Origin of the sequence: Streptomyces sp. NPDC088746, from assembly GCF_044751065.1 — a bacterium.
Classification (GTDB): Bacteria; Actinomycetota; Actinomycetes; order Streptomycetales; family Streptomycetaceae; genus Streptomyces.
In genome coordinates, this window is the sequence record NZ_JBIVLA010000010.1 from 135,698 (window position 1) to 160,783 (window position 25,086).

General features: G+C 68.6%; 26 protein-coding genes and 2 tRNA genes. 5 read left to right on the forward strand and 23 right to left on the reverse strand.

Annotated elements, in window-relative coordinates:
* Positions 1-578: 578 nt before the first annotated feature.
* The 3 genes from ACIP63_RS33530 to ACIP63_RS33540 all read right to left on the reverse strand — a co-directional run bounded on the left by ACIP63_RS33530 (position 579) and on the right by ACIP63_RS33540 (position 3,292).
* Positions 579-1,544 (reverse strand): DUF5926 family protein, encoded by a 966-nt coding sequence (locus ACIP63_RS33530; RefSeq protein WP_401523431.1) that lies wholly within the window; start codon positions 1,542-1,544, stop codon positions 579-581.
* A gap of 138 nt (positions 1,545-1,682) precedes the next feature.
* Positions 1,683-2,312 (reverse strand): ATP-binding protein, encoded by a 630-nt coding sequence (locus tag ACIP63_RS33535; protein ID WP_401523434.1) that lies wholly within the window; start codon positions 2,310-2,312, stop codon positions 1,683-1,685.
* A gap of 140 nt (positions 2,313-2,452) precedes the next feature.
* Positions 2,453-3,292, reverse strand: coding sequence for a glycerophosphodiester phosphodiesterase (locus tag ACIP63_RS33540; protein WP_401523436.1), 840 nt, complete (start codon positions 3,290-3,292; stop codon positions 2,453-2,455).
* Positions 3,293-3,489: 197 nt separating this feature from the next.
* Between ACIP63_RS33540 and ACIP63_RS33545 the strand changes: the two genes are divergently transcribed.
* Positions 3,490-4,980 carry a S1C family serine protease gene (locus ACIP63_RS33545; protein WP_401523438.1) on the forward strand — a complete coding sequence of 497 codons (1,491 nt, stop codon included), beginning with the start codon at positions 3,490-3,492 and terminating at the stop codon, positions 4,978-4,980.
* A gap of 61 nt (positions 4,981-5,041) precedes the next feature.
* Positions 5,042-5,126: transfer RNA gene (locus ACIP63_RS33550), tRNA-Ser, on the forward strand.
* Between the two features lie 141 nt (positions 5,127-5,267).
* Here the strand turns inward: ACIP63_RS33550 and ACIP63_RS33555 are convergent.
* From ACIP63_RS33555 to ACIP63_RS33630, 16 genes are all read right to left on the reverse strand, one after another.
* Positions 5,268-6,671 carry a tyrosine-type recombinase/integrase gene (locus ACIP63_RS33555; RefSeq protein WP_401523441.1) on the reverse strand — a complete coding sequence of 468 codons (1,404 nt, stop codon included), beginning with the start codon at positions 6,669-6,671 and terminating at the stop codon, positions 5,268-5,270.
* 60 nt (positions 6,672-6,731) lie between these two features.
* Positions 6,732-6,917 carry a helix-turn-helix transcriptional regulator gene (locus tag ACIP63_RS33560; RefSeq protein WP_401523444.1) on the reverse strand — a complete coding sequence of 62 codons (186 nt, stop codon included), beginning with the start codon at positions 6,915-6,917 and terminating at the stop codon, positions 6,732-6,734.
* Between the two features lie 184 nt (positions 6,918-7,101).
* Positions 7,102-8,280, reverse strand: a complete 1,179-nt coding sequence (locus ACIP63_RS33565) for a DUF3631 domain-containing protein (protein WP_401523447.1) — start codon at positions 8,278-8,280, stop codon at positions 7,102-7,104.
* Complete coding sequence (locus ACIP63_RS33570; RefSeq protein ID WP_401523450.1) at positions 8,277-8,627, reverse strand: hypothetical protein; 351 nt, start codon at positions 8,625-8,627, stop codon at positions 8,277-8,279. The genes ACIP63_RS33565 and ACIP63_RS33570 overlap by 4 nt, the downstream gene beginning before the upstream one ends.
* Complete coding sequence (locus tag ACIP63_RS33575) at positions 8,624-9,514, reverse strand: bifunctional DNA primase/polymerase (protein WP_401523453.1); 891 nt, start codon at positions 9,512-9,514, stop codon at positions 8,624-8,626. The genes ACIP63_RS33570 and ACIP63_RS33575 overlap by 4 nt, the downstream gene beginning before the upstream one ends.
* On the reverse strand, positions 9,511-10,242 hold the full coding sequence (locus ACIP63_RS33580) for a DNA methylase (protein ID WP_401523455.1): 732 nt from the start codon (positions 10,240-10,242) through the stop codon (positions 9,511-9,513). Before ACIP63_RS33580 ends, ACIP63_RS33575 begins: the two co-directional genes overlap by 4 nt.
* An 87-nt stretch (positions 10,243-10,329) precedes the next feature.
* Positions 10,330-10,611 (reverse strand): hypothetical protein, encoded by a 282-nt coding sequence (locus ACIP63_RS33585; RefSeq protein ID WP_401523458.1) that lies wholly within the window; start codon positions 10,609-10,611, stop codon positions 10,330-10,332.
* Positions 10,612-10,626: 15 nt separating this feature from the next.
* The gene (locus ACIP63_RS33590) at positions 10,627-10,800 is read right to left on the reverse strand and encodes a hypothetical protein (RefSeq protein ID WP_401523461.1); all 174 of its coding nucleotides are present in this window, start codon (positions 10,798-10,800) and stop codon (positions 10,627-10,629) included.
* 13 nt (positions 10,801-10,813) lie between these two features.
* Positions 10,814-11,284 (reverse strand): hypothetical protein, encoded by a 471-nt coding sequence (locus ACIP63_RS33595; protein WP_401523463.1) that lies wholly within the window; start codon positions 11,282-11,284, stop codon positions 10,814-10,816.
* Between the two features lie 213 nt (positions 11,285-11,497).
* Entirely contained in the window at positions 11,498-13,579 is a 2,082-nt protein-coding gene (locus ACIP63_RS33600) for a hypothetical protein (RefSeq protein WP_401523466.1), read from the reverse strand.
* Position 13,580: 1 nt separating this feature from the next.
* The gene (locus ACIP63_RS33605) at positions 13,581-15,155 is read right to left on the reverse strand and encodes a hypothetical protein (RefSeq protein WP_401523469.1); all 1,575 of its coding nucleotides are present in this window, start codon (positions 15,153-15,155) and stop codon (positions 13,581-13,583) included.
* 73 nt (positions 15,156-15,228) lie between these two features.
* Positions 15,229-15,567, reverse strand: coding sequence for an RRQRL motif-containing zinc-binding protein (locus tag ACIP63_RS33610; protein ID WP_401523472.1), 339 nt, complete (start codon positions 15,565-15,567; stop codon positions 15,229-15,231).
* Positions 15,564-16,568, reverse strand: coding sequence for a DUF2637 domain-containing protein (locus ACIP63_RS33615; protein ID WP_401523475.1), 1,005 nt, complete (start codon positions 16,566-16,568; stop codon positions 15,564-15,566). Before ACIP63_RS33615 ends, ACIP63_RS33610 begins: the two co-directional genes overlap by 4 nt.
* On the reverse strand, positions 16,565-17,026 hold the full coding sequence (locus tag ACIP63_RS33620) for a hypothetical protein (protein WP_401523478.1): 462 nt from the start codon (positions 17,024-17,026) through the stop codon (positions 16,565-16,567). Before ACIP63_RS33620 ends, ACIP63_RS33615 begins: the two co-directional genes overlap by 4 nt.
* Complete coding sequence (locus ACIP63_RS33625) at positions 17,023-17,331, reverse strand: hypothetical protein (RefSeq protein ID WP_401523481.1); 309 nt, start codon at positions 17,329-17,331, stop codon at positions 17,023-17,025. The genes ACIP63_RS33620 and ACIP63_RS33625 overlap by 4 nt, the downstream gene beginning before the upstream one ends.
* An 84-nt stretch (positions 17,332-17,415) precedes the next feature.
* Positions 17,416-17,868, reverse strand: coding sequence for a protein kilB (locus ACIP63_RS33630; protein WP_401523483.1), 453 nt, complete (start codon positions 17,866-17,868; stop codon positions 17,416-17,418).
* Positions 17,869-18,457: 589 nt separating this feature from the next.
* Between ACIP63_RS33630 and ACIP63_RS33635 the strand changes: the two genes are divergently transcribed.
* Entirely contained in the window at positions 18,458-19,573 is a 1,116-nt protein-coding gene (locus tag ACIP63_RS33635) for an XRE family transcriptional regulator (protein ID WP_401523485.1), read from the forward strand.
* On the opposite strand, the gene ACIP63_RS33640 is transcribed toward ACIP63_RS33635, so the two are convergent.
* The 3 genes from ACIP63_RS33640 to ACIP63_RS33650 all read right to left on the reverse strand — a co-directional run bounded on the left by ACIP63_RS33640 (position 19,557) and on the right by ACIP63_RS33650 (position 23,239).
* Positions 19,557-20,333, reverse strand: coding sequence for an NUDIX domain-containing protein (locus tag ACIP63_RS33640; RefSeq protein ID WP_401523488.1), 777 nt, complete (start codon positions 20,331-20,333; stop codon positions 19,557-19,559). The genes ACIP63_RS33635 and ACIP63_RS33640 overlap by 17 nt on opposite strands.
* Before the next feature lie 257 nt (positions 20,334-20,590).
* Positions 20,591-21,889 carry a Shedu anti-phage system protein SduA domain-containing protein gene (locus tag ACIP63_RS33645; RefSeq protein ID WP_401523490.1) on the reverse strand — a complete coding sequence of 433 codons (1,299 nt, stop codon included), beginning with the start codon at positions 21,887-21,889 and terminating at the stop codon, positions 20,591-20,593.
* A 165-nt stretch (positions 21,890-22,054) separates the two neighbouring features.
* Positions 22,055-23,239: a DNA cytosine methyltransferase gene (locus ACIP63_RS33650; protein ID WP_401523492.1), complete on the reverse strand. Its 1,185-nt coding sequence runs from the start codon at positions 23,237-23,239 to the stop codon at positions 22,055-22,057.
* 274 nt (positions 23,240-23,513) lie between these two features.
* On the opposite strand from ACIP63_RS33650, the gene ACIP63_RS33655 reads away from it, so the two are divergent.
* Positions 23,514-23,595 (forward strand) — tRNA-Ser (locus ACIP63_RS33655).
* A gap of 299 nt (positions 23,596-23,894) precedes the next feature.
* Positions 23,895-24,218 (forward strand): hypothetical protein, encoded by a 324-nt coding sequence (locus ACIP63_RS33660; protein WP_401523494.1) that lies wholly within the window; start codon positions 23,895-23,897, stop codon positions 24,216-24,218.
* Positions 24,219-24,251: 33 nt separating this feature from the next.
* Here ACIP63_RS33660 and ACIP63_RS33665 read toward each other — a convergent pair whose 3' ends face one another.
* The gene (locus tag ACIP63_RS33665) at positions 24,252-24,938 is read right to left on the reverse strand and encodes a DUF6333 family protein (protein ID WP_401523496.1); all 687 of its coding nucleotides are present in this window, start codon (positions 24,936-24,938) and stop codon (positions 24,252-24,254) included.
* Between the last annotated feature and the right edge of the window lie 148 nt (positions 24,939-25,086).

The window sequence follows — 25,086 nt, forward strand, 5'->3', positions numbered from 1 at the left end:
CCGCCCGTTTCCGTGCGCCCGACGGCCTGCCCGCACCAGGAAGATGTAATTGCATCCGGGCAAAAGCCGGTGCCCGCAGGCTTTCTGGCGGCCTTTTCGCAGATTGCGGAAACGGTGCGCACGGTGGTGCCGGTGTGAATGTTTCCCAGGTGCTGTGGGCTCTTTCCCGGTGCGCGGCGGCATCGTGGATTTCTGTCCGAAAGCGAACGCCCGGTGCGTCAGGGGCCCTGGGGCGCGCGACGCTCCGGCGCTGCGCCGGTCCCGGCCCCGTGCACAGGAGTTGACGGGCGCGGGCCTGTGGCGGGGCCGATCGCGAGGGCGGGATACGCGTGGGGGCCAGGCAGTCGCCGCAGGCTGCCGATGAGCCGAGTGCTCCGGCGTGCGCCCCGGCCGTCCGGGCCTGGAAACGAGGACGCCCGGCCGCTGGCGACGGGGGATGCACCAGCGACCGGACTTCCAGAACCGTAACAAGAGATCTGCCGTTAGCAAATTCGATCTCGCCTATTCGGACACCGATTTACCGACGGGTACGGGGAGTTGTGACGGGAGTCACCGTCGCGTCCCCGGTCTCGTCACTGTCAGCTGAGCGTCACTTGGCGGTTGGTGAGCCCCCCGCGTGCGCGGCGCTCGTCGGCCGTCAGCGGAGCGTCCGAGGCGAGCGCCCCGGCGAGCCGCTCCGCGAACTGCGCCGCGGGCTTCTCACACTCCTCGGCCCCCATCCCGCTCGGCAGGTCCCAGACCGGGACCATGAGCCCGTGCGCCCGGAACGAGCCCACCAGACGGGTCTCCTCGCCGAGCGAGGAGGTGCCCGCGGCGTGCAGCCGGGCGAGGGCGTCGAGGAGCTGCTCCTCGGGGTGCGGCATGACCCAGCGCAGGTGGTTCTTGTCCGGCGTCTCGCACCAGTAGGCCGCGTCCACGCCGGAGAGCCGGGTGGTGGGGATGGCGGCCGCGTTGGCACGCTCCAGCGATGCCGACACCTCCGCCGTGGCGTTCTCGGCGTCCGGGACCCAGAATTCGAAGCCGGAGTGCACGACCGGCTCGAACGCGGCGTCGGGGTCGAGGACGTCCTGCAGGCGCGGACCGTCGGCAGGCACCCGGCGGGCGGTGACCGGCGAACCGGGCTCGGCCTCCAGCGCACGCTGCAGGGTGTCCGCGAGATCGCGGCTGAGGTCGCCGGACGAGGTGTCGTTCTGCAGGGCGAGGAGGACGGAGCCGTCGTCGCGGCGCAGCGCCGGCCAGGCCATCGGCAGCACGGTCGCGAGCGACACGGACGGCACGCCTTCGGGGAGCCCGCCCTTCAGCGTCAGCTCGACGGTGGCGGCCGGGACCAGCTCGCGCAGAGCGATCCAGTCGCACTCGCCGGAGATTCCCTCGAAGGGGCGCTGGACCAGCTCGGTCACGGCGTGGGCGGCGGCGCGCCCGTGACACGCCTTGTAGCGGCGGCCCGAACCGCACGGGCAGGGCTCACGAGCCCCTACGACCGGGATTTCACCGTCCTTGAGCTGCGGCTTCCCGGCCTTGGACTGAGGGCGCTTCTTGGCCATGGTGGGCGTTCTCCCGATTGCGACAGTGCGGTCTCGGGCGCGAGCCTAGCCGTCCCTGTGACGGCCGGGGCACACCCGCCGTGGCACCCTCGCGGCCTGTCCCACCGAGCCGCGCGCCGAACCGCTCCCGGCCTGCTCTCAGCCTGCGTCGTCGAAGGCTTCGAGAGCGTCGGCGAGCTCCAGCCCGTCCAGCGAGCCGAATCCGCTCATCGCGCCCAGTCCGTCCAGTCCGTCCAGACCGGACCGGCCGCGGCGTGCGGACCTCCCGGGGCCCGGGGCCGCCGTCGTGAAGCCGCTCGTGCCGGGGCCCGCGGAGACGCTCGTGCCGGGGCCCGCGGAGACGAGGGCCCAGACGGTGACCTCGCCCACGGTGTCGTCCCGTACCCCCCACTCCTGGGCGAGGGCGCTGATGATGTTGAGCCCGCGCCCACCGCGCGCGGTGACCGACGGTGTGGCAGGGACCGGCCTGGTCGGCCCGCCGCCGTCCGTGACCTCGACGGTCAGGTCACCCGTTCTCTCCACGCGCCAGGCGGCGCGGATGTCGCCGTCCCCCACCTCTGAGTGCTGCCCCAGCGGCCTGCCGTGCCGGCAGGCGTTGCTGAGGAGTTCGGAAAGGATCAGTACAGCGTCGTCGACCACGGTGTCCGAGACCCCGTTGCTGCGCAGCTGCTCGCGCATGCAGTGCCTCGCCTGCCCCACGCCCGCAGGGCCATGGGGTACGGCCATGCTCGACGACGCGGGCACTTCCTGTGCCACCACAAACGCCACCCCCGAGACCTCCTTTGCCCCACGCCACGGATTGGATGCCCCCCTGGCATGCGCCGGAAACCGGCCAAAGCCCTGTCAGTGATGCACTCGTAACGATCGATTGCGGAGCGAATGCGCCGGTGCACCCCCTGTAACTGATGTTAAGAGCGGCCAAGTTGCGAAAGGACCTGTTTCGGGCGGTTCGTGATGATCGCCTCCACGCCCAGGCGTACGCAGAGTTCGACATCCTCCGGCTCGTTCACGGTCCACACGTGCACCCGGTGCCCCGCCCTGTGCAGCCGTTCGATGTACCCGGGGTGATTGCGCACGATCCGCATCCCCGGGCCGGCGATCCGGGATCCCGCGGGGAGCCGCCCGTCGCGCAGCCTCGGTGAGACGAACTGCATCAGGAAGACGGTGGGCAGGGTGGGGGCCGCGGCCCGGATGCGGTACAGGGAGCGCGCGGAGAAGCTCATGACGCGTACCGGGGACGGCCCGTCCGCGGGCGGGGTGTCCAGGCCGAACCGCTTCAGCAGATGGAGCAGCCGTTCCTCGACCTGTCCGGCCCAGCGCGTGGGGTGCTTGGTCTCGATGGCCAGCTGGAGGGGACGACCGCCCGCCCGGACGTCGTGGGCCAGCTCGAGGAGCCGTTCCAGGGTGAGTACGGACGTGAGTTCACCCGGCACCGGGTCCCAGTCCGGGGACTCCTCGTGGTCCTTCGCATGGTTCTTCCAGGAGCCGAAGTCGAGGGCGGCGAGATCGGCCAGTTCCAGGGCGGAGACGGCACCCCGGCCGTTCGACGTGCGGTTCACCCTGCGGTCGTGCACACAGACGAGCTGCCCGTCCGCGGTGAGACGGACATCGCACTCCAGGGCGTCGGCCCCGTCCTCGACGGCCTTCCGGTACGCGGCCAGGGTGTGCTCAGGGGCGTCGTCCGAGGCGCCGCGGTGGGCGATGACCTGGATGGGAGGCTGTGGTGAGGGTAGGCGTGCGTGGGTCACCGCGTCATGGTGTCACCGAGACGCGTCAGGCGCTGACACCTTGTTGTGGAGGACCGTTTTGCCTGATGTAAAGATTGGTGTGCGGATGCACAGGTCCTGCTTACAGTGGCCTGACGTGCTGTGGGAAAAGCTGACTGCAGACACGTGCACAGCGGATCTCTTGCCGAATGCCGAGTGGAACCGAGGAGTAAAGAGCTGTGAGCACCGAGAACGAGGGCAACGAGAGCAACGCGGTTCCGTCCGTACCGTCTGTTCCGTCCGCACCTCCCGTGCCGGCTGCCGCTCCTGAGGGCACCCCGCAGGGCGGTCCGTCCGCCCCGGAGGCCCCGCCTGCCGCTCCGTCGGACGCGCCGACGGCCCATATCCCGGCCGCGACGCACCAGGGAGGCGCCGAGCCGCCCGCCGCCGGGCACGAGCAGCACCCGTACGCGCCGCCGTCACCGCAGCAGCCTCCGGCCGGCTCGGCCGCCTGGCCGCCGCCCCCTCCCGCCATCCCCTCGTACGCCGACGGCGGCAGCCCTCCGGTCTGGGGAGCCCCGGAGACCTCGGAGCCCGAGCGCCCGCGCAAGCGCCGTGCGAGCGGCCTGGTCGCCGCCGTGGCCGTGGCCGCACTGGTCGCCGGCGGCGTCGGCGGAGCCCTCGGCTACTGGGCCGCGGACAGCAACGACTCCAGCTCCTCCGGTTCGACCACGGTCGCGGCCTCCAACAGCCCGAAGGACTTCAAGCGTGACGCGGGGACGGTCGCGGGCGTCGCGGCGGGCGCGCTGCCCAGCGTGGTCACCATCGACGCGCAGTCCGGCGACGGCGAGGGCGGCACGGGCACCGGCTTCGTGTACGACAAGGAGGGCCACATCCTCACGAACAACCACGTGGTGGCCTCCGCGGCGGACAGCGGCCAGCTGACCGCGACGTTCTCCAACGGCAAGAAGTACGACGCCGAGGTCGTCGGCCGGGCCCAGGGCTACGACGTGGCCGTGCTCAAGCTGAAGAACGCCCCGGACGGACTGACCCCGCTCGCCCTGGGAGACTCCGACAAGGTCGCGGTGGGTGATTCCACCATCGCGATCGGCGCGCCCTTCGGCCTCTCCAACACGGTCACCACGGGCATCATCAGCGCGAAGAACCGCCCGGTCGCCTCCGGTGACGGTTCCAGCAACAAGAACTCGTACATGAGCGCCCTTCAGACGGACGCCTCGATCAACCCGGGCAACTCGGGCGGGCCGCTCCTGGACGCGGGTGGCGCGGTCATCGGCATCAACTCCGCCATCCAGTCCACCAGCGGCGGCGGCGTCGGCCAGTCCCAGGCGGGCTCCATCGGCCTCGGCTTCGCCATCCCGGTCAACCAGGCCAAGAACGTCGCCGAACAGCTGATCAAGACGGGCCAGCCGGTCTACCCGGTGATCGGCGCGACGGTGACGATGGAGGAGAAGACCGGCGGCGCCGTCATCTCGGACGAGGGCGCGGGCGGCACCCCCGCCGTCACCCCGGACGGCCCGGCGGACCGGGCGGGTCTGAAGGCCGGCGACAAGATCACCAAGTTCAACGACACGGCGGTCGAGAGCGGCCCGACGCTGATCGGCGAGATCTGGACCCACAAGCCGGGCGACAAGGTCACGCTGACCTACGAGCGCGACGGCAAGACGTCCACGGCCGAACTCACCCTGGGCGAGCGCAAGGGCGACAGCTGACCGGCTAGGCTGTTCCACGCATCGAGCCGGCTCCGGGCCACCGGGACCGGCGACGACGCGGGGTGGGTTGCCCGAGCGGCCTAAGGGAACGGTCTTGAAAACCGTCGTGGCGCGAGTCACCGTGGGTTCAAATCCCACACCCACCGCAGCAGGTCAGAGAAGTAGCAGGTCAGAGGGCGGGTCTCCGGTTCGGAGGCCCGCCCTCTGTGCTCACCTTGTCTCACCTCGTGCCCCTGATTCCCGGTGCTGACCAGGGCGTGTGGGCCATGCGCGGGCCAGGATCGGCCCTACTCCTCGGAGCGAAGACCCAGCTCAACGAGCCGGTTGGCCGCTGCGGACCCGCCCTTGAGGAGTTTGGCGTAGAACCGGTAGAGCACCGCGAGGCTGTGGCCGGCGCGGGAGGCGGCCTCCACCGGGTCCATGCCGGACTTGATCCACAGCGAGATCGCGGCGTGCCGCAGCGCGTACGGGACGTCCGCGAGCGGGGTGCGCAGCTCCTGTTCGCTGAGCACGGTCTTGCGGGCCTCGCTCCAGACCTCGGAGTACTCGTTCGACGTGAGGCGACCGCCACGTGCCGCCCGGAACAACCGGCCGTCCGGCGCGATACCGAAGCGCTCGATATGGGACCGGACCATGTGGACGTAGACAGGCGGCACGGGGACGGCGCGTACGGCCTTCCGTGCCCGGTGCTTCAGGCCGCGCTCGTCGTGGGACTTCCCGCTGTCGGTCCAGCCGCCCCCGACCTCGGGGTGACTTTCTGACACCAGCACTTCTCCCCAGGCATCCCGCTCGCTCTCCGGAGGCAGGACGAAATCCGACTCCCGCAGCGCCACGGCCTCACCGGGGCGCGTTGCCACGTAGTAGACGGCTCCGTAGAACGCCTCCAGATGTTTGCCACGGTCGCTCTGCCCTGCCACGGCAGCGAGCAGCGCCCGAGCGAGCCGAGGACCCGGCACCCAACGGAAGTCGACTTCGTCCGAGGTCTTGGGAGCCGCCCAGTCCACCGACAGGAACGGGTGACGAGTCAGGAGCGCTCGTTCCTCAACCGCGTATCGGAAGGCGTTGCTCAGCACCATGCGCTTCCGGTTCGTAGTGTTCTCCGCCGCAGGCTTCCCGTTCAGAAGCTTGGAGAGGGCCGTCAGTGCCCCGCGCACGTGCTCCGGTTTCGCTGCTTCGTCCACCCGCATTGAATGCTTGCCCACCCAGTCCAACGCCTTTCGGACGTTGTCGGGAAGCTCTTGGGCGTCAGCTCGCGAGACGAGCTGATCCTTCGGTCCGTCCACGGCTCGGAACGCCCACTGGTAGAGGGCGGCACGGAGCACGCGGGCATCAGGGCGGGTGCCGGTGCCGACAGTGAAGACGGGCGTCACAACCGCGAGGGATTCCGCGATGCTCGCTCGGTGCTTCGCTGCCGCGCCGGGCCATTTCATCAGCGCATACGCCTTGGCGTGTTCGTACCACGTCGGCATTGCGAGCGCGGCAAGCTCCTTTTCGGGGAGCCCGCTCTCCTCGTCGAACTGCTGCCCTGCTCGCAGAGCGGCCATGAGCTGGGAGCGGCGGCCGTCAGCCTGCGGCTTGAGGGTGAAGCTCTTTGAATGACCCTCGGTGCCGACGCGCCAACGGAGCTCCCAGGGCTTCGGCCGGCCTTTGCGTTGCCGGATGGACCAGATGACGACGTCGAAGGTGAGCATGTCTCTCCATGAAGAGAGGGCCCGCCTAGGCGGGCCCTCTCGGATCTGGTCGGTGCGGACTCAGGCGGCTTCCTCGTACCTGGCGAGCCAGGCGTCAAGGTCGGTGCGGCGTACGCGTACCTGGTGGTTGGGGAGCTTGATGAGCTTGGGGGCGAGACCCCGGGCGCGCAGGCGGTAGAAGGCGGCGCGGCTCATGTTGAGCTCGGCGAGGACTTCGGGGAGCTTGAGCATCTGCGGGCGTGCCATGGCGGTGCACTCCTTGGGGAAGTGGCTTGGGGCACCTCGGCCCCCTCCTGGGAAGTCCGCTACATCCGCTACATCCGCTACATCGCAGGTCAGCGGGTTGTTCTTTGTAGCGGACGTGCGCGATGTAGCGGCTACGCGCCTGAACGGCGTCGGGGGGCGTAGCCGCTACATCTGTGGGTTGCCGCTACGCGGGCACCCCTTCTGAGCTGGGGTGTAGCGGCTGTAGCGGATGTAGCGCTTGCTGGGGGGTGGGCGGGCAGTAGCGGGCCCATGCGTCGGCCAGGTCGGCGGCGAAGTAGCCCTTGAGGATGCCGCCGGCGGTGCGGATGTTGCGGGTCACGATCGGTTCGTTATCGCCGGTCATGTACTCGCGGAGCATCTTCGACAGGCGACGTGAGTCCAGCGGGCGACCGCCCATGTCGGCCCACGGGGCGTCATCGAGCGCGTTGAGGCGGTCGATGACAGCGATGGTGGGGAGCCGGTCCACGCCGACCATGACGTGGTCGCGCAGGTCGGTCAGGAGCCGGATACCGAGCGAGCCTTTGTCGTCGACCTGCGCGGCGGCGACCAGTTCCACACACGCCTTGCGGGCCCGTGCGGGCCAGTCTCCACCGGCTGCGTCCGCGACGGCCAGGAGCGGTTCCCACACGTCGGCCGGCCGGTCCGTGACCCCCTCGGGCATCTCGGGCCATGCTCCGGTGATCTGCTCGCGCACCTGGTCGGCCCATCCGGCGAGGCGGTCGCGCAGCGCGTTCCCTTCCTTCTCGTGGATCCGCTGCCGGAACGCTTCGACCTTCTCGTTCCTGGCCCGGCGACGCATGCGAATGATGACGGAGCGGGTCAGGATCGTGTCCGGGAGGGAGCCGAGCCCTGCGACCGCGACCGCCGTGTAGGACGGGAAGGCTTGCACACTTTGGTTGCCGCCGTCGCCGATGCACCGGTAGGTGACGCCGGAACGGCGGTGGCCGGCGTTGAGGAAGCCGCGGAGTTCCTCGTTGTCCCCGGCCTTGGGGCCGAAGACGGTATCGATCTCGTCGAAGAGGATCGTGGGCCGCCCCTCCGAGCTGGAGACAGCCCGGAACAGCGCGGCAGCACTCGCGTTGACTGCCACCATGGGGTTCGGGGTCAAGGTCTCCACGATCTCCAGCCCCCGGGACTTCCCCGAACCCGGTTCCGGGGAGAGGAACGCGAGGCGCGGGGTGGAGTCGAACGCGTCCAGAAGATGGGCATGGGCGTCCCAGAGCGCGACAGCCACGTAGGCGGCCTCGCGGGGAAAGACGTTGAACCGGCGGTGGAACGCCTCCACTTCCTGGAGCAGCGCGGCACCGTCGATGGGTGCCGTGGGCTGTGCGGGGGAAGTCATGCGGCGCCCCTCCTGGTCTGGGTGGTGGTGTGGGGGCAGTGACCGACGGTTGCGCGGGCGTTCAGCTCGATGACGGCGCGCCGGCCCCGGGTCCGTTCGTGGTGGCCGCAGGTGCACAGCCAGTCCGCCGCAGGGAACTCCTTGCGGCCGAGCCCGCGCAGGCTCAGACCGGGCCGGATGCCGGTCACGGTGACCGTGCGCGGGTCAGGGAGAACAGCAACGCGGACGCCTTCGGCGACGAACTTCGCCGCACCACCGCCGGATCCACCCGGGGCCGGTTCGGCGATGCGGGGGCCGGTGGTGGTTGAGGGGAGGCTCTTCAGGGCGGAGCGGGGAGGGGTGTTCATGCCGTCCTCCGCTGCGGGTTGCGCGCGACGGACCAGTTCAGACCGCTGCGCACGGTCGAGCGGCACTGGCGGGAGGACAGGCCAGCCGACTCCCCTGCCTCCTGAAGAGCCTCCTCGACCACCGACCGGGGAAGGTCGCCCCACGCGATGAACCGCCCCAGAGCTCGCGCCGCCGACAACAACGTCCAGTCACGCTCACCCACCTGAGCGGCCCGCACGGTCGCGGTTTCCGCCCGCAGCGCCGCCGCGGCGTACCGGGACGCCTTCGACGATGACGGCACAGCCACCAGCCGTGGAGTGGGCTGACGGGGCGCCAGGAGGGTGTACAGCCATTCCGGGAGCGGGGCGGGGGGTGTGGGGTCGGTGACGGTGTAGGGGCCGGTGGCGGTGAAGCTCCCCGCGGAAACGACGTATCCGCCGTGGGCTCGGGTGTCGATCAGCTTGCCGAGCCTGCCCGCACTGTTCGCCAGCCGCACCCCGGGCGGGGCGGTGAAGTAGAGGTGGTGTCCCCCGCTCGCGGTCCGGGTCCGGTAGGTGGCGGGCACGTCCTGTCCGGTGCGCTCGCAGAGCGCCCCGAAGGTCGTCACGCCGGCAGGCGTGCCCGTGCTGCTCTTGGGCTTGGGCATGTCGAGGTCGACGACGACCAGCCCGGACGGGCCGGTGGCGATGCCGATGTTGAACGGGCGGTCGGCCCAGGCCCGGCGGATGCGGTCCGGGTCGATGGTGGCTCGGTCTTCCCACTTGCGGTGACCACCGGCGCAGTCCCCGATCAGGGGGCAGACGTCCTCACCGTGGAGCGCGGGGCGCTTGTCGGCCGGCCGGAGGGGGAAGACGTGCCACCCACGCTCGGCCGCGTCCAGGGCGGCGGTCAGGAGGTGTGTGCTCATGCTGCGGCCTCTCCGGTCCGGGCGTCGGCGATGAACGCGCGCCCGATCCACTCGCTGTAGGCGGGCGGGATCGCTTCGGTGAGTTCCTCGCGGACGTCGGTCCACGTGATGCCCATGGCCTGCTGCATCTCGGGCACGGTGGCCTTGCCGCCGCCGGCGCCGTACGGGGCGACGTAGGGCCCGTCCCGGTAGACGCCGTGCCGGTGGCCGCGCACGTAGCCCCGGTGCTTCGGGTGGATCGGCTGCGGCATGCTCCAGCCACCGAGCTCGAAGTTGCGGTGCCGCAGGACACCGAGACCGAACATCTCCCCGCACAGCCACACGTCCCGCCGGACCGGGGCTTTCCCGGTGGGCTGCTCGATGACGTACGGCAGGCCCGTTGCGTCGAGCAGGGTGCGGAGTTCAGGGGTGAGCTGGACGTGGGTACGCCCCCAGCCGCGTGAGGCGTTGGTGCCCACGGTCAGGGCGCATCCGGCCTGGCAGGGCGGGGAGGTGTGAACGGCCGCGTACTGCTCGATCTTGCCGGACGTGATGAGGGCGGCGAGGTATTCGAGGGCATCGGCGCGGTGGAAGGTGAAGGGGTAGTTCGGGCGGTCGGCGATGTCCACGCCGGTCACCTCGAACCCTGCTCGGCGGTAGCCCATGGCCGCGCCACCGGCGCAGCAGAAGAGATCGAGTAAGCGGGGCCGGTGGCCCGGGGCTCGCCGGATCGGGACAGGTTGGGTCATGCTGGATGTCTCCAGTTCTCGTGAGTGAGCTGCTGGACGAGGGCGGCCCCGCTTCATTGGCGTGAGAGGGGGCCGCCCTCGGCGTGTCTAGAAGGGCGGTTCGTTGCTGGCCCACGGGTCCGCGGGGGTGCGGTGTCGGCGCAGCCACCGGGGCCGGTCCGGGAGCGGCACCAGGGTCCAGCGGCGCGTCTCGTCCCAGCAGGAGCAGGGCTCCCAGTGGCTGCCGTCGTACTCGCCTGTCTCGGGGTGGCCGTACTCGTGCTCGATGCCGCCGTATCCCTTGCAGCTACGGCAGTCGGGGTGGGGGGTGTCGATGAGGATCAGTGCATTGCGGGGCCAGGTGGCGCGCTGGATGCGAAGTCGGATCATGGGTTGGTTCCTCGGTCAGTTGTGGAAGCGGGTGGACGTGGGGTGTTGGTCGCACCAGTCCTCGGCGCACACCTTGTGGACCGGTTCGCGGTCGTGGCTGCGCATGGGGGTGGGCTTGCCGCAGAGCACGCACGGCAGGTCCCGGGAGGCGTCGAAGTGGCGGGCGTCCCGCCAGTCCAGGAGCGGCACGACCAGCCCCGGGTTAGTGGTGGTTGATGGTGCCGTTGGCCTTGCCGAACATCCCGGACGCGCTGATGTTCTGCGTGATGTGCGTCGTCCCCCGCCCGGTGCCGGCCGCGCTGCGGCCGAGCCGGAGCAGGACCGGCACGCCGACGGCTGCGGCGGCGATGAGGGCGACGGCGGCCCAGAGGGCTTGGCTCATGGCGATCAGTCCCGGGGCTGCGTAGGAGATGCCGATACCGGCGGCGGCGACGCCCCCGCCGACCGTCGGCGTGAGGAGTGCGGTGGTCTTGGCCCATGTCGGGATCGGCTGCGCGACCGGGACCGGCGGCGCGGGCGGCGCCTGCTGCGGGGTGTAGGCGAGGGTGCGGATGCCGCCGGGGAGGGTGACCATCTGGACTCCCGGGGGGATCTCGGTCGGCAGCATCGCGGGGTGTGCGGTGGGCTGCTGGGGGGTGAGGGTGGTGATCTCGTACGCGGTCTCCGGGTACACAAGGGGCTCCCTTCAACGCGTCGGGCGGCTCCCGTGGTGGTGGGTGCCGACCGAATGGCGTTGTGACGGTGCGTGGTCGTAGTGGTTAGTGGCTAATGGTTACTGGCAAGCAGAAACAGCCCTGTTGAAGCCCCTGGTTGCCAGTAGAAGGGGCTTCTACTGGCTAGTGGCAAGTTGGCAGTAACCAGTAGCCAGTAGCGCTCAGTGAGCCGCTCAGGCGTGGTCGGGGTGGACGTAGACCGAGTGCGGGCCGTTGTCCCGGTAGACCAGCTCACCCCGCTCGGCCGCCGACTTCAGCGCCGCCCGCACGGCCTGGCGACTGCGGCGGACGAGATCGGCGACAGCGGACGGCTTCATGCCCACCGGCCCTGCCGCCTTGATCGCGGCAACCGCGTCAGCCACCCACGAGGGGCCACCCTCGTCGTCACCGTCACGCAGCGCGGACAGGTTCAGCCCGGGGGCCGCGGCCGGGGGCTCCGGCACGCTCCCGGGCTCGGGGGCGGTGGCGAACTGAGCATCGATCTGCTCCATGAACGCGCGTACGGCCGCGTCCTCATCCGTCACCGGGGCCGCCTGCTCGCTGCGGAGCGCGGACAGGTTCAGCCCTTCGCTCGCGGCGGAACGTCCGCCCTGCCCGGTGTCGGCGGCCGGGGTGTTGGCGGTGTCCCGCATCCACGCGGTGCGGTCCGGTGCCCACCGGTTCGCGTAGGCGTCGCCCCCGGCCTGGGCCGAGATGGCGTCGAGGGTGGGGTGCATGTCGGTGGTGGCGTGGACGATGTCGCGGATCTGGTTGGGCAGGATCCGCCAGTTCTTGAACAGCGCCGCCGCGGACTCCGGGGTCCCCATGAACCCGGCCCCCTTGTACGGGGCCTGATCCACACGGAGCCCACGGGCCCCGGGGAAGACCTTGCTCAAGTCCATGCCCTCCACCTCACCGCCGGTGAGGCAGACCCGGGCCTTGGCCTCGCGGCGGATCATCAGGTTCCCCAGCACGGACCCGGTGGCACCCAGGGCGGTGAGGACGGTGCGTATGCCCATGGCTCGGAGCATGCGGATCACTTCGAGGATCTTCTTCGCGAGGTCCTTCATGAACCGGTCGGTGCTGGTCAGGATCTCCGCTCCCTCGTCCACGACCAGCATGATCTGGGGAATCTTCGCGCTGATGGGGAGCTGGTCGGTGTTCCGCTCAGCCATCAGGTCCTGGTAGGCGACCTTGCGGCGCATGCCGATCGCCAGGGCCGCATCGAGCATCCGCGCCGCCTCTTCGTGCGTCGAGGCGAGCCAGTCAACGCCCGGCCGCACTCCGTCGATCGGGGCCCCGTTGGTGTCGAATGCGGGGCGGACCCAGGGCAGGCCGGCGGATCCGGCGTTCAGGTCGATCACCCAGGTGAGGACGTCGGTGGTGCGGGCGAACCCGGCCAAGATGACGTGGACCATGTTGGTCTTGCCGGATCCGGTGGGGCCGACGACCAGGGCGCACTGCTCGCGCAGGAACACGCAGATCTCTTCGGCGTTGGTGCGGTAGCCCCACGGGATCCCGGTGTAGATCGACAGCGGGGTGTAGTCCGAGGGGTAGGTGCGCTCTTCAGAGAGGACGTTGACCGTGGTCACGTCGATGAGTACCCGGCCCTGGTGAACACCCTGCGAGGCGACCGCGGTGCAGCCGTGCGGCAGGCGGGCGTCTGCGGACAGGGCTGCGGAGTGCTGCGCGATCCGGTCGTACGTCGTCCCGCCGGCGGGGAGTTCGGCGTCGATGGTGAACCCGGTGCCGGTGGGCCAGATCTCCACCGCGAGGATCCGCAGCGTGAGGTTGCAGACCCGCTGAACCCGGTCCACCCACTCCGCAGCAATCGCACGACGCTCGGCCGACAGCTCACGGCTGACCTGGCGCTCATCGGCGGCGATGGCCTCCAGCTCCCGCGCCTCCTCGTACAGGAGAGTCGAGCGGGCGGCGGCGCCGATACCGACGCCGATCGTGGCCAGGGATCCGAGGGCGGCCCAGGTGAGGGGACCGGTGGTCATGGCCCACGTCGTCCAGCCCGCACCGACCAGCCACGATGCGGAGCGCATCGCGATGGTGCGGGCGGAGAGGCGTTCGCGCAGGCTGCTGATGGTGTGGCCGATCGCCCCGGCCGCGCCGACCGCGAGGACCCAGCCCGCAGGCATGGACGTAGCGGCGCCAGTGGTGGCGACTGCGAGGCATCCGGTGGTGGCGGACAGGGCGCCGGTCACGGGTCCGTGACCGGCAGCCCAGTCCCACACCGGCCCAGAGTTGGCCTGTGTGGTGGTGGTCATCTCAGACGTTCCATCCCTTCTCGGCCTCGGACCCGTTGCGCGGGTCCTCGTGGCGGGCGATGTCCTGTTCGTGGGACTGACGGAACAGCGGCCCCATGTCCTCCGCGACCGCCACGGCGGACATGACGGCGCCGAAGATGTCGTTGAAGCCGTCCGCGACGTCCTTCTCCAGCGGGAACTCGGAGTCGGCCCGCTCGGCCAGGACCCGCATCACGTTCGCCACCGATGTCAGTGCCGCCGGGAGTCCTTCGACCATGGCCAGGATTTCCATGGCGTTCTCGGGGTCGTACTGACCAGCCGCGGATTCCATCTCCGCGGCGTACTCCTCGAACCGGAAACCAGACACGTTCTCTCCCTCATCCGGGGTGGTGGTGGGTGCTGCCGGCGTCAGCCCCTCGGGGCGCTCGGCCGTGTCGCTGATCTGCTCGGTGTCCTCGGTCGCCTCCTGGTCGGCGGCGGCCTCCTCGTTCTCCAGGGCGGCGCGTATGGCTCCGTCCCGGTCGTGGCGCTGTTCCTCGGCGGTGCGGGTCAGCCGGGCGTACAGGCGACGCCCGGGGCACTGGAGCCAGGCCCAGCCGAGCTTCCGGCCCAGCGGGGTGGAGACCATCCCAATGAGCCCGAGGGCTCCGGCGAGCAGGGCGGCGAACAGGCGCCGTCCCTGGAACCGGGCGGCGGACCTCCGCAGCGCCTTGCGGGCCTTCCTGCGGGCCGGGGCCTTACGCACGTCGCCACGCTGGGCGGCGACCTGTCGGGCGGCCCGCTGGTCGCGGGCCTGGCGGTTGCGCTCGATCGCCTGGCCCTTGACGCCCCCGACCTTCCCCGCCGCCTTGCTCACGGACCGGCCGATCGGCCCCTTACGGGCCAGGGACGCTGACCGGGCCGCGGTCTTGGCACCCCGGCGGGCATCGGCCAGCGAGCGACGTACCCCGGTGGTCTCGGACCAGCGGCCCGACCGGGAAGCAGGCGACGTGCGGGCCGACTTCCGCAGCGCCTTGACCTGCCCTACCCGGCCCGCCGACTTCCCCGGGCCAGTCCCGGCGGAAGCGTGCTTGGCCGACGTCTTGCGGAGGGCGGAAGGGCTGCTCTTCGGCTGACTCGACTTGCCGGAGCTGAGCAGCGAACCGGCAGCGCCGCGGCCGGACTTCCCCCGACCGCGACCTGCGCTCTTACTGGTGCCGGCGCTCCCGTTACGGGACTGGCCCGGCACCCGACCGGACCCGCTCCGGCCGGAGGTCCGGCCGGCCGAGCCCGTGCCGGTCGCGGAGCGGGACGCGCGGCCGGTGGCCTTGCGGAACCTCTTCTTGTCGCGGTGCTTACGGGTCGCCGCAGCTGTGCCGAGCACGACGGCGCCGGTGGCCGCGACCGCGAGGGCGGCCGGGCCTCCGACGAGGGCGGCGGCGGCGAGGAGGGAGGTGGTGGCGTTGGTGCCGGTCACGGCGAGCGGGACGACCGGCCAGCCGCCCGGGGTGTGCTCCACCTCGGCCTTGGCCGGTGCGGGCTTGGGGTCGGGCGTGGGGGGCGGGGTGTTCGGTGTGGCCTCGGGGGCCACTACCGGGGTGATGGTGGTGTCGGTCATGCTGAGTGCACTCCTTTGCGGAGTTAGGGGCCCGGCCGGATCTGTGGTGGTGAGGGCCGGGCCCTGCTGACTGTCAGGCGGCGCACTGTTCTTCGGGGTAGGCGCAGGTCACGCACATGCCGAGCGACGTCGGGATGCGATACCCGGCGTCCCTGCGGCACTTCGGGCAGACCTGCTGAGCGGCGTTCGCCTTGGCGAGTGCCGCCCGCCGGGCCGGGGTCATCGACCGGACCGGCTTGGCCCGGTCGATGCGGTAGAGGTAGGCGACCAGCGGGCCCCGGCGCTTACGGGGGCGTTCGAGCACGGCGGCGACGTCTTGCCCGCCCGGCCTGAGGCCTTGCGCGCGGAGCTGCCGGACAGTCGCATAGCCGGGCGGTGCGAGGCGCCACCGGTAGACCGGCAACGCTCTCACTGGCTTGCGCCTTCAAGCGCCCGGGTTGTCGAGTGGTCGCGCAGATCCTGATAGCGGCTGGAGATCCAGCCGATCGACCAACCGGTGAGCCCGGCCGCAGCCCGGACCGGGAGCCCCGCAGCGAAAGCCGCCTGCACGGTTTCCAGGGCTTGGGGCTCAAGCAGCTTCTCCTTGGGCGGGCCGGCCGCCAGGAGTGCGGCGCGTTTACGCTCGGCCCGCTCCTGCTGCTCGGCCTGTTCACGGCGTTCACGCTCCTCGCGTTCACGACCCTCCGCAGCACGGCGTTGGGCGGCCTCTCGTTCGAGGCGTTCACGCTCTACCTGCTGCTGTTCACGCTCGCGTTCACGGCGTTCACGGGCCTCTCGCTCGGCACGCTCCCGGGCCTCGGTCTGCTCGCGCTCCTCACGCCGCGCCGACTGCTCACGTTCAGTCTGTTCACGGGCGAGCAAGGCTTCGTGCTCACGCTGCTCGCGCACCAACTGGGCGGCGTGCTCGCGTTCCTCGCGCTGCCGCCGTTCGGCCGCCTCGCGGCGTTGCGCGGCGGCCTGCTCGCGTTCGGCCTGCTCGGCTTTCTGACGGGCTTCCTGGGCGGTCAGGGCGGCGGTGATGGCCTGCCGGTAGGCGAGCCCGGTCTCTGCGGTGACGATGAGCAGGAGCGGGGCGACCGCGTGTACAGCCACGCCGACCAGCTCTTTTTTCAACGCGGAGTCGGCCACGTTCAACGCCAGGGTCATGCACCCGGTCATCCACCGCAGCGCGACCGGCCACCGGCCACCATGCCCACCAAGGCGGGCCAAGACGGCATCGAGCCGGACCACGATGACGACCGCGGCATCCACCACCAGGGGCAGGATCGGGGCGGTCCACTTCCATCCATCGGGTGTGTGCCGCTCCATGAGCGGCGTCACCGTCAAAATGGAGAAGAGCATCGCCCCGCCCACGATCAGCCACGTGCCGATCGACAGCGCCTTCTCCGCTGAACGGATCTGAACACTGTTCATCCCACGCCCCCCGGCACCGGCAGAGACGGCGTCACCGAGCACATGAACGCGTCCACCGCCTCGTCGAAGATGAACGCGATCGTGGCCCAGGCATCCGATGCCGTCGGCGGCCCTGAACACGGCCGCCAGAAGGCAGGGTCGGCGCCGTGCGTACCCGCGCACGCCTTAGCCGCGTGAACACTGCGGTGGATGCTGTGCGGCTGCCCGTAGCGCACCAGCAGCACAACCTCCCGGAGGTCCCGGGCGTCCAGCTCGGCCCGCAGGGCGGTGACGACGTCGGCGTAGGCGGCCTTGGCTTCCTCTGCCTGAACGGCGCGGCCGGTCAACTCGGCGACCGTACGGAAGTACGTGGAGGACACGGCATCCGCCTTCTCCTGCACCTCGACCGCACGACGGCGAGCCCGCTCCGTTTCGGCGGCCAGGCGGGCCAACCGAACCTTGGTGACGATGCGGATCATGCGGCCACCGCCGAACCCGCAACCGCGGTCGCCTTGGCCGTGCGGCGGACCGTGCGGCACGGGCGCCGGCCGCTCGTCTGCGCCTTCAGCGGCAGCGTCCGCAGCAGGCTCGCGGCGTAGGCCGCGGTCTCCGGGTCACTCTCGCGGAGCTCCGCGAGGACCTCGTGGGCGACGTCCAGCCGCGCCGCCCGCTCCAGCGGTGACTCGGTGGCCGAACCGGTGAACAGCTCCAGGTCGATGCCCAGAGCCAGCTCGATGAACTCGGTCGCGGTAACAGGCTCGCGACCAGCAACGATGTTCTTCATGGGTCGTTTTCTCCTTGAACGGTGGGACGGCCCGAAGCACCCTCGGAGCGGCTACTCCGGGGGTGCGGCCGTTATTGGGGTGGATCAGGGGCGGGACAGAACGACAGCCGTCGCGGCTGTCAGTGCGTCGGCCGCGGCTACGGCCGACTCCCGAAACGACGCCAGCGCCTGCTCGTTCGCGGCACCGCGCATCGCATACGCCGCACGGACCGCCGCTTCAACCTCCAGGCGAACCTGGGGCAGCAGCACCGTCAGGGCTACCTGCGGAGCCGTGACAGCAGAACGAGTGACGTGGCTCGCCTCACGAGCCGCGGCCACGTCGGCCGGAGCCGCACCGGACAAACGCAGGTCTTCGCGGGACCACATCGCCCGGCGGTGATCCGCCAGCGCGGTGCTCAGCTCGGACAAGGCAGTCAGGGCCCGATCACGCAGCGCCTGACGACGCTGGGAACGAGCCGCGTAGTACTGCTGAACGCCCACGACGCCGGCGCCAAGCAGCGTGCCGACGACCGCGACGACAGCGGCAGCGATCTCCATCGAACTCCCCCTTCGGGGCCGGGCTCTCCGGCTCCCCTCAGCCCCGCCCGTACGCGCCCCGCGAAGGGGCCCGGACGGGCGGGGGAGGCAGCCGGCCGCAGCGGTCATGGACGCCGCGGAATCGTTGAATGGAGCGGTTCGGTTCCCCTGTTCGCACGGCGCTGCTCGTTCCGGGGAGATCCGAAATCCCGGAAGTCTGAGGTGGCAGCTTCGAAGGTGTGCCGTGCGGTTCTTTAGAGCCGATGGCGTGTCCCCCATCTGGGGTGTGAGGTCCGCGTTGCTGCGCGGTCCCGGTCTCGATCGGCTGGTCTCCACTCGCCTCGGCCGGAATGGTCACGTCCGTCGTACTGCGGTGGATCACGCTGTGGAGTTGTAGGCGCACCAGACCGGGGAGCCGAAGCCCCATCTGGTGCGCACCAACAGAATGGCATCTGGTGCGCACCAGATGCAACCCTTGGACTGGGTGCGTGTCGGTGCGTGTCTCCAGAGAACGGCCAAAGGTGGGTGTCTCGGTAGCCAACTGGGGTTAACCTCAGAGGTGTTAACCGGCTTTCACCTGCGACTTTTCGGAGGCGGCGTGACTAACGGGTTGAAGCTCGCCAGGATTGGACGCGGGTGGTCGCAAGACCGGTTGGTCTACGAGATTCGACGATTCGCAGAGCAACGGCTCTTAGACATCGCTTCGGCCGCGAGTCTCAAGACGTACGTGTCGGAGTGGGAAAACGGGCGCCGCACCGTCACGGACCGGTACGCATCGATCCTCCGGCCGCTCTTGGGTGTCACGGACAGCGAGCTGCGCGGCGTGGCCGACATTGAGGAGTTGCAGGCAGACGGTTACGCGGACCTGCTGAGCCGAATTGATGCTGCGGGCAGTCTCAGCGAGACCCTGGTTCCGTCATTCCTGGCGCAGACGGAGCTGCTTCGCACGATGGACCGCCAGATGGGCGCGGCGGGCTTGGTGGACCAGATGGCCGGCCACCTGGCGGCTATGGAAGACGCGCTTACTTTCGCGGTGCTGCCGGGGGTGCGGAAGCCCATTGCCGCAGCTCTCGCGGGGGCGTCCACTCTGGCCGCATGGCAGGCGCTCGACAGCGGGGCCGTGGACAGGGCTTGGCGAAGGTATGAGGTAGCCAAGAAGGCGGCTCAGGACGCCGACTCTCCGCTCTACCTGGCCCATGCCATGGGTGAGCAGGCGTACGTCCTCGCGGAGGCCGGCCGTCCCCAGCTTGCAATTGAGCTGGCAAGAGAGGCGCAACGCGTCCACCCGGAGCGTCAGTCGCCGCGGCTGCGGGCGTGGCTTGCCGCCACAGAGGCTGAACTGTGCGCGACCGCCGGATACGAGTCAGAGGCACGGGCGGCCCTCGATCGGGCGACATCCTTGCTGCCCGATGATGGGGAGCTACGCGACACGGACATGCTGAGCATCTTCCTCAACACGGACCACCTGTCGCGGTGGCGCGGCAACGTTCTTGTGAAGCTGGGGGACGCCTCGGCCATGGAGGAGTTGTACACCTCATTGACTGGCGCGGATGCGTCGTTCGTGCGCGCCAATTCCGGGCTGCACTGTGATCTCACCCAGGCGCATCTGGCCCGGGGAGAGCTGGAAGACGCCAGGGCGCATCTACAGCGGGCCAGGATGCTGGCGAACCGCACGGGTTCCGTGCGGTATCGCCGACGTGTGGAGCTCCTTACCGGGCGCCTCTAGGGCGGGCCGCCAGGATGTGGAGCAGCGCTACGAGCGTGCCGGATCCCATGAGCTTGCCCTCGGACATCAGCCGCGGAATGTCATCAAGGGACACCCAGGCGACTTCCCCCGCTTCTTCCGCGTCGGTAGGGTCGCCCACCTTCTCAGCACCCCGAGCGATGAAGATCTCGTGGGGGGAGTCCACCATGCCGATCATCGGCTGGTAGCTCACAACGTGTTCGACGGGCCCCGGGCGCCAGCCCGTCTCCTCCTCCGTCTCGCGGACAGCCGTGGCGGCCGCGTCCTCACCGGCGTCCACGATGCCTCCAGGGAGCTCCCACCCCCACTGCTGCGGTACGAAGCGGTACCGCCACAGCATGAGCACGCGGTCTTGCTCGTCGATCACGGCCGTGATGGCCACGCGAAAGAGCCGGACAACGTGATGCTCGAAGCGCTCCACCCCGGGCGGCTCCACGTCGACGAGATCCAGAGTGACCCAGGGATTGTCATAGACGGAGCGGGAGCCATGGATCTTCCAGGGTTCACCCTCGGCCGGCGTGGGAGTGATGCCGCCACCAAGAACCCGATAGGAGCTGCGGTCGTGGGCCTTGATGAAGTGCTCGCCAACAAGCCGCGCGAGCACCTGCCGCAGCGCGGTGCGCCCGATTTCAAGCTCAGCGCTCAGTGCCCGCTCCGAGGGCAGTTTGTCGCCGGCGCTGTATCGGCCTGACTCGATCCAGGTTCGAATCGTCTCGTAGACCCTCTGCGTCTTGGGTCCCATCCTCAGCGCACTCTCCCGGGTCGTCGTCTGGTGACAATCAGGGTATCGGGGGAGCAGAACGGATGACTCGGCCATGCGGTCCTCTCTTCCAGGCATCGCAGCGTTGGACGTTGGACGTTGGCGGGGGAGGTCTCCCTGTGGGAGCTGTCCCTGAGGACTCCCGGGCAGCGGTGTCCCCATTCCTGACTCCGTGGCCTATCGATCCGATAGTGGCGGCAGTGGAAGCGACCCGGACGTGACGTCGCAGATGCTGTGACTCAGTCGAACAGTGTGGGATTCTGGTCGTTATCAGGCTCTTCGCCGGAGTGGTCCCCCGTGCTGCTGCCAGGCTCGCCTCCTGTGCTTGCGTAATCTGTGGAGATTTCGCTTTCGAAGCGGAGTGACCGTTCGGCGGAATCCAGCAAATCGGCCCACGTCAACACATCAATGCGATTGATGAGTGAATCATAGGTGCGAATTGTCTGGTCAATCATTGACCTCGTGACGGCGCCGACCTGCCGTACCGGATCCTCTGGGATGTCCACAAAATCTTGATTTCCGATGATGACCGTTGCTCGACCGCGCCGGAGATCGTAGTTGAGGCCACTATTCCTGTACAGGGTTTCCAAAGCTGCGCCGCCCTCGTCAAGCTGGCGGATATAGTTTGCTGCCTGCATGGTGGCCTTGTGTACCTCTTCTCCGGGGATCAGATGCTGCCTATGGCGCTCCACCAGGTCTGGAATATATGACCCTTTGAGTTCGATGATATGCAGTGAACCGTCGGCACAGAACAAGGGGATGTCGTACCTGTCCATCGGGACGATTGATCCACGAGCCACCCCTGTATATCGCCCGCCGAAGATCCAGTAGTTTCCTCTGATCTTGCGGTGCAGGTCAGTTTCGGTCGTGGCTGGATCGGCGATCATGCGCTTCAGTTCGGAAATCAGTGTGCGCCGTTGAGCGATTACCGCAGATTCTGCTGCTGAGAGTCCAGCTGCACTTGAAGCAGCCGCAAATTGGACGATACTGGAGATGTCTTGCCGTTGAGAAAGAGCGACCCCGACCCCTGCGCCACTCAGCCCGACCCTGTCGAAAAAGTCAAGAACTCCGGAAACTGCTTCATCGGTGCTGACATTGATCGGCTCAAATGGAATGGGGCCAAAGTTGTTAACAAGGTTGTCCACGGTGCCTTTAGACCTGAGGTCGGCAGACATGAAATAGCCGCCCATGATGTTCCACTGCAGGCTATCCGGGGAAGCGCGCTGCAGCAGCAATAGGGTTTTACCGGTCCTTAGCGCAAGCTTGCGGGCCGCCCGATGTGTGGCTGCGTCTTCGTCTTTGCCCCTTAGTTTAATTAGAGCAACGACCACAGACGCCTGTACCGCGGCATCAGACTGCACCGCACGCACGCTAAAATTGGCTGCTTTGCTGATGTATGTGAAGTAAATGCGAGAAGATGGCAGTTTGAGTAGTTTAGCCATAAAGTCGCGCGCGGCATGGTACTTATTGTTGACAGGCTTCTCGTGCTCCCTGTCCAGCAGCTCGGACAGATGTCCCAGGGTCTCCGCAGGCGTCATGTGGTGATTCTATAGCTGCGGCCCGTAAGTGGCGCGGAGTTTATTGAAGCGCTCGGATACAGGTGGGGTAAGTTCCGTATCCGAGCGCGTGAATCACGGCTGACTTCTTCTGCCGGTAATGCATGACCCCTTGTGTCCCTGAGGTACGGCGCCCTCGGAATTCAGCTAAGCGGCCGAAATGCTGCCAGCCATGTACTCGGAATGCTCCTTGAGGGCCTGGGAAAATTCTTCCCGGTAGCGGAGCCGACTCTTGAGTAGGCGGGTGTGGAATCCTGTAGTAGCGCGCAGGCTCAACGGAGCAGCTTTGCTGGCGTCCACGACGTCGAGCAAATTGCGATAGGGGTGCTTTTCGGGCCAGAGGCTAGCCGAGACCGACCATCGTTCGTCTGAATTTCCCCAGGCGGCTGTCGGCCACTTCATTCCCTTTGGGAGGATGAGTTGGCCGGTCTCATCGACATGTCCGGGGTTTTGAAGGCGATGCCCTAGCCACGTCGATACACCTACCGTCACGGCGTTTCCAACAAGCTTCCACCGAACCCCGGGGCGGGCAACCTCAAGTGCTGCTTGGGTCCAGTCGCGGGGGAAGCCTTGAAGCTCTTCTGCGTCCTCAATGCGTGGTGTCACAATGGCCCGGCCAGGCTCTGCATTGCAGACCCACATGGCGGGTGATGATGGGATACCGAGCCCGGATCCTCCCTTTAGGGTGGGAAGCGCGTCCTGCGCCCACCCCAATCCGGTATTGCCTTCAGTCCAGTAGAAGCCGAAAGCGTCTTCGCTATAATCTGATTCGGGACGTTCCTGAGCTTCGTCGGCAAAAAGAACTGAGCGAGGATCCTCAGTGCGCGATGCGACGAGGATTACCCGGTGCCGTCGTTGAGGAACGCCGGTGAATCGAGAGTCGACCAGGCGGTAGGCCCATGTGTAGCCAAGGCGTTCAAATTCGCTGACCAGGTACTCCATGGCTGTGCCGCGGTCGATGGCAAGCATGTTGCGTACGTTCTCGATGACTACCCATCGGGGAGAAGCGTTCTCTAGGAGCTCAAGCAGATGCTTGACCATCCCGGATGCTTTTCCGTGGATGCCTGCAGTCCGGCCGGCCTGGGACAGGTCGGTGCACGGAAAGCCTGCAGTCACCACATCAACGTCAGGAAGGGCCTGCAGGGTCTGGATGTCGTCGTGGAGCGCGACATCCGGAAAGCGGTGTTTGAGAACGGCTTGCGCAGGTTCCCACCACTCGCAGAGCAGCTTGGTCTGCATGCCTGCTGCCTGAAGCCCGAGCTCAACACCGCCGATGCCAGCGAACAGCCCGGCAACGGTCAGCGGTCGAGGGGCGACGTCAAGGTTCGGCATGGTGAAGATGATCCCACGTCCTTTTGGTTGCCTGATGCATGCGCTTGTTCTGCGCAGCTCGTACGCGATTGCTTTCAGTAGTCGATTCGTTCCCGTGCGCGAGCGCCATGGCCTGAGCGTGCTGGCCGACGCCGACCCCGTACAGAAGCTAGGCCGCGTCCGAACACCCGGCCTCGTCTAGAAAGACGGGCTGCCGAGGATCGGGATCCTTGTGGGCCACCTGCGGGCCACACTTACGAACTGGACGCGTCGGTGACGCTTCTGCGCAGGTCGCGGGGTATGCCTGGTCCAACTCCCCGGCGGTCTTGAAAACCGTCGTGGCAGCGATGTCACCGTGGGTTCAAATCCCACACCCACCGCAGGCGAGAGGCCCCCGACCAGTACGTATGGTCGGGGGCCTTTGCCTTTCCCGGCCCCTACGGACACGGAAGGGTCACGCGGCCAGCTGTTGATCGGTGTCCAGCCGAGGGGAGTGGCAGGAGCGCTCTGCCGCATCGTCAGCGAGCCGTTCCACGATGTCCCGCATACGCGTCGAGGCGGGCGGGTTGCGGTCTCGCTGCATGGATGTCAGAGCCTTGCAACAGGGAGGGAGGGCTGCCTCGTGGCTGGCCTACTGTGCACAGCAGCCCCACCAGCAACAAACAGGAGATGTCGAGTGCGAAATTCCTCGCGTGCCAAGCGGTTCATAGCTGTCGGAGTCACGGGTGCCGCCCTGCTGGCCATGAGCGGTACGGCCCACGCCACGTCCGCCGGCGGCGTCCAGGCGAGTGCTGCGGCCCCCACGTGCGTCAAGGTCAACGTCGACGAGGGAACCATCTCGAAGACGGCCTACGTGACGAACAAGTGCTCCACGACCAAGCGGGTCAAGGTCGTGTGGTCCTTCGCCCCCGATTCCGACTGCAACACCCTCAAGTCCGGCCAGAAGTTCAAGACCAAGCGCGGTCTCGCGCCGCAGTTCGACGGGTTGGCCCTGTGCTGAGCGTTTCCTGCTCGGGCGGACCGCCCGGTGCTGTCAGTCCCCGAGCCAGACGTCGTCGAGCGCTTCCCTGACGTCCTCGGTGCGGGTGACCCGGAAGCAGGAGACCTGCAGGTTCTCCCCGGCGTAGACGGAGTGCAGGCCGCCGGCGAGGGGGTCCAGTGTCTCGGCGTCGATGTAGGGGTCGTCGTCCTCGTCGCTGTCGGGGGACGCGACGCCGACGGCCAGGAGGAGTTCCGCGAGGCTGCCGGTGGTGTCCTGGTCCTCCCAGCCGTCCGCGGAGAGGAGGGGCAGGCCGGGGACCTGGGCGAGGTACTTGCCGTAGCTCTCCGCCGAGTACATCTCGCAGACCGCGGTGATACGGGCCTCGGGATGCTCCGCGACCTGGGCCGTGAACGCGGCGTCGAGGTGGGTGGAGAGAACGCCGTCCTCGCCGAAGGCCGGGTCGCTGATCTGCACGATCCCGCCCCAGCACCCGACGGTGACGAGGTCGAGGTCGTCCGTGTACCGCGGGCCGGTCGCGTCCTGGCGCAGCAGGGGTTCGAGTTCCTCGGCCACGGACGCGACCGTGGAGAGCCCGGCGACGACCGCGCGGGCGCGGACCGGGTCGTGCGCCGGTGCGGCGTGGACCGTGTGCTGGTCGTAGGGGGCGTGGAAGGGCGGGTGGACGCGGATGATCCGGAGGGTGGACTGCCGCCAGGCGACGCGCAGGCTAGGGCTCATGAGGGGAGCCTAGGGTCTCCCGGGCAGGACACCATCAGGAAACATTCGGCGTGTCGCACCCCAAAAGGCTTGCTGTGCACCGCAGTTGCCGTCCTAGTGTGAGTTTTTGGCGGTGTCATGTCACGGGGGCTGACACCGTCCCGCACCT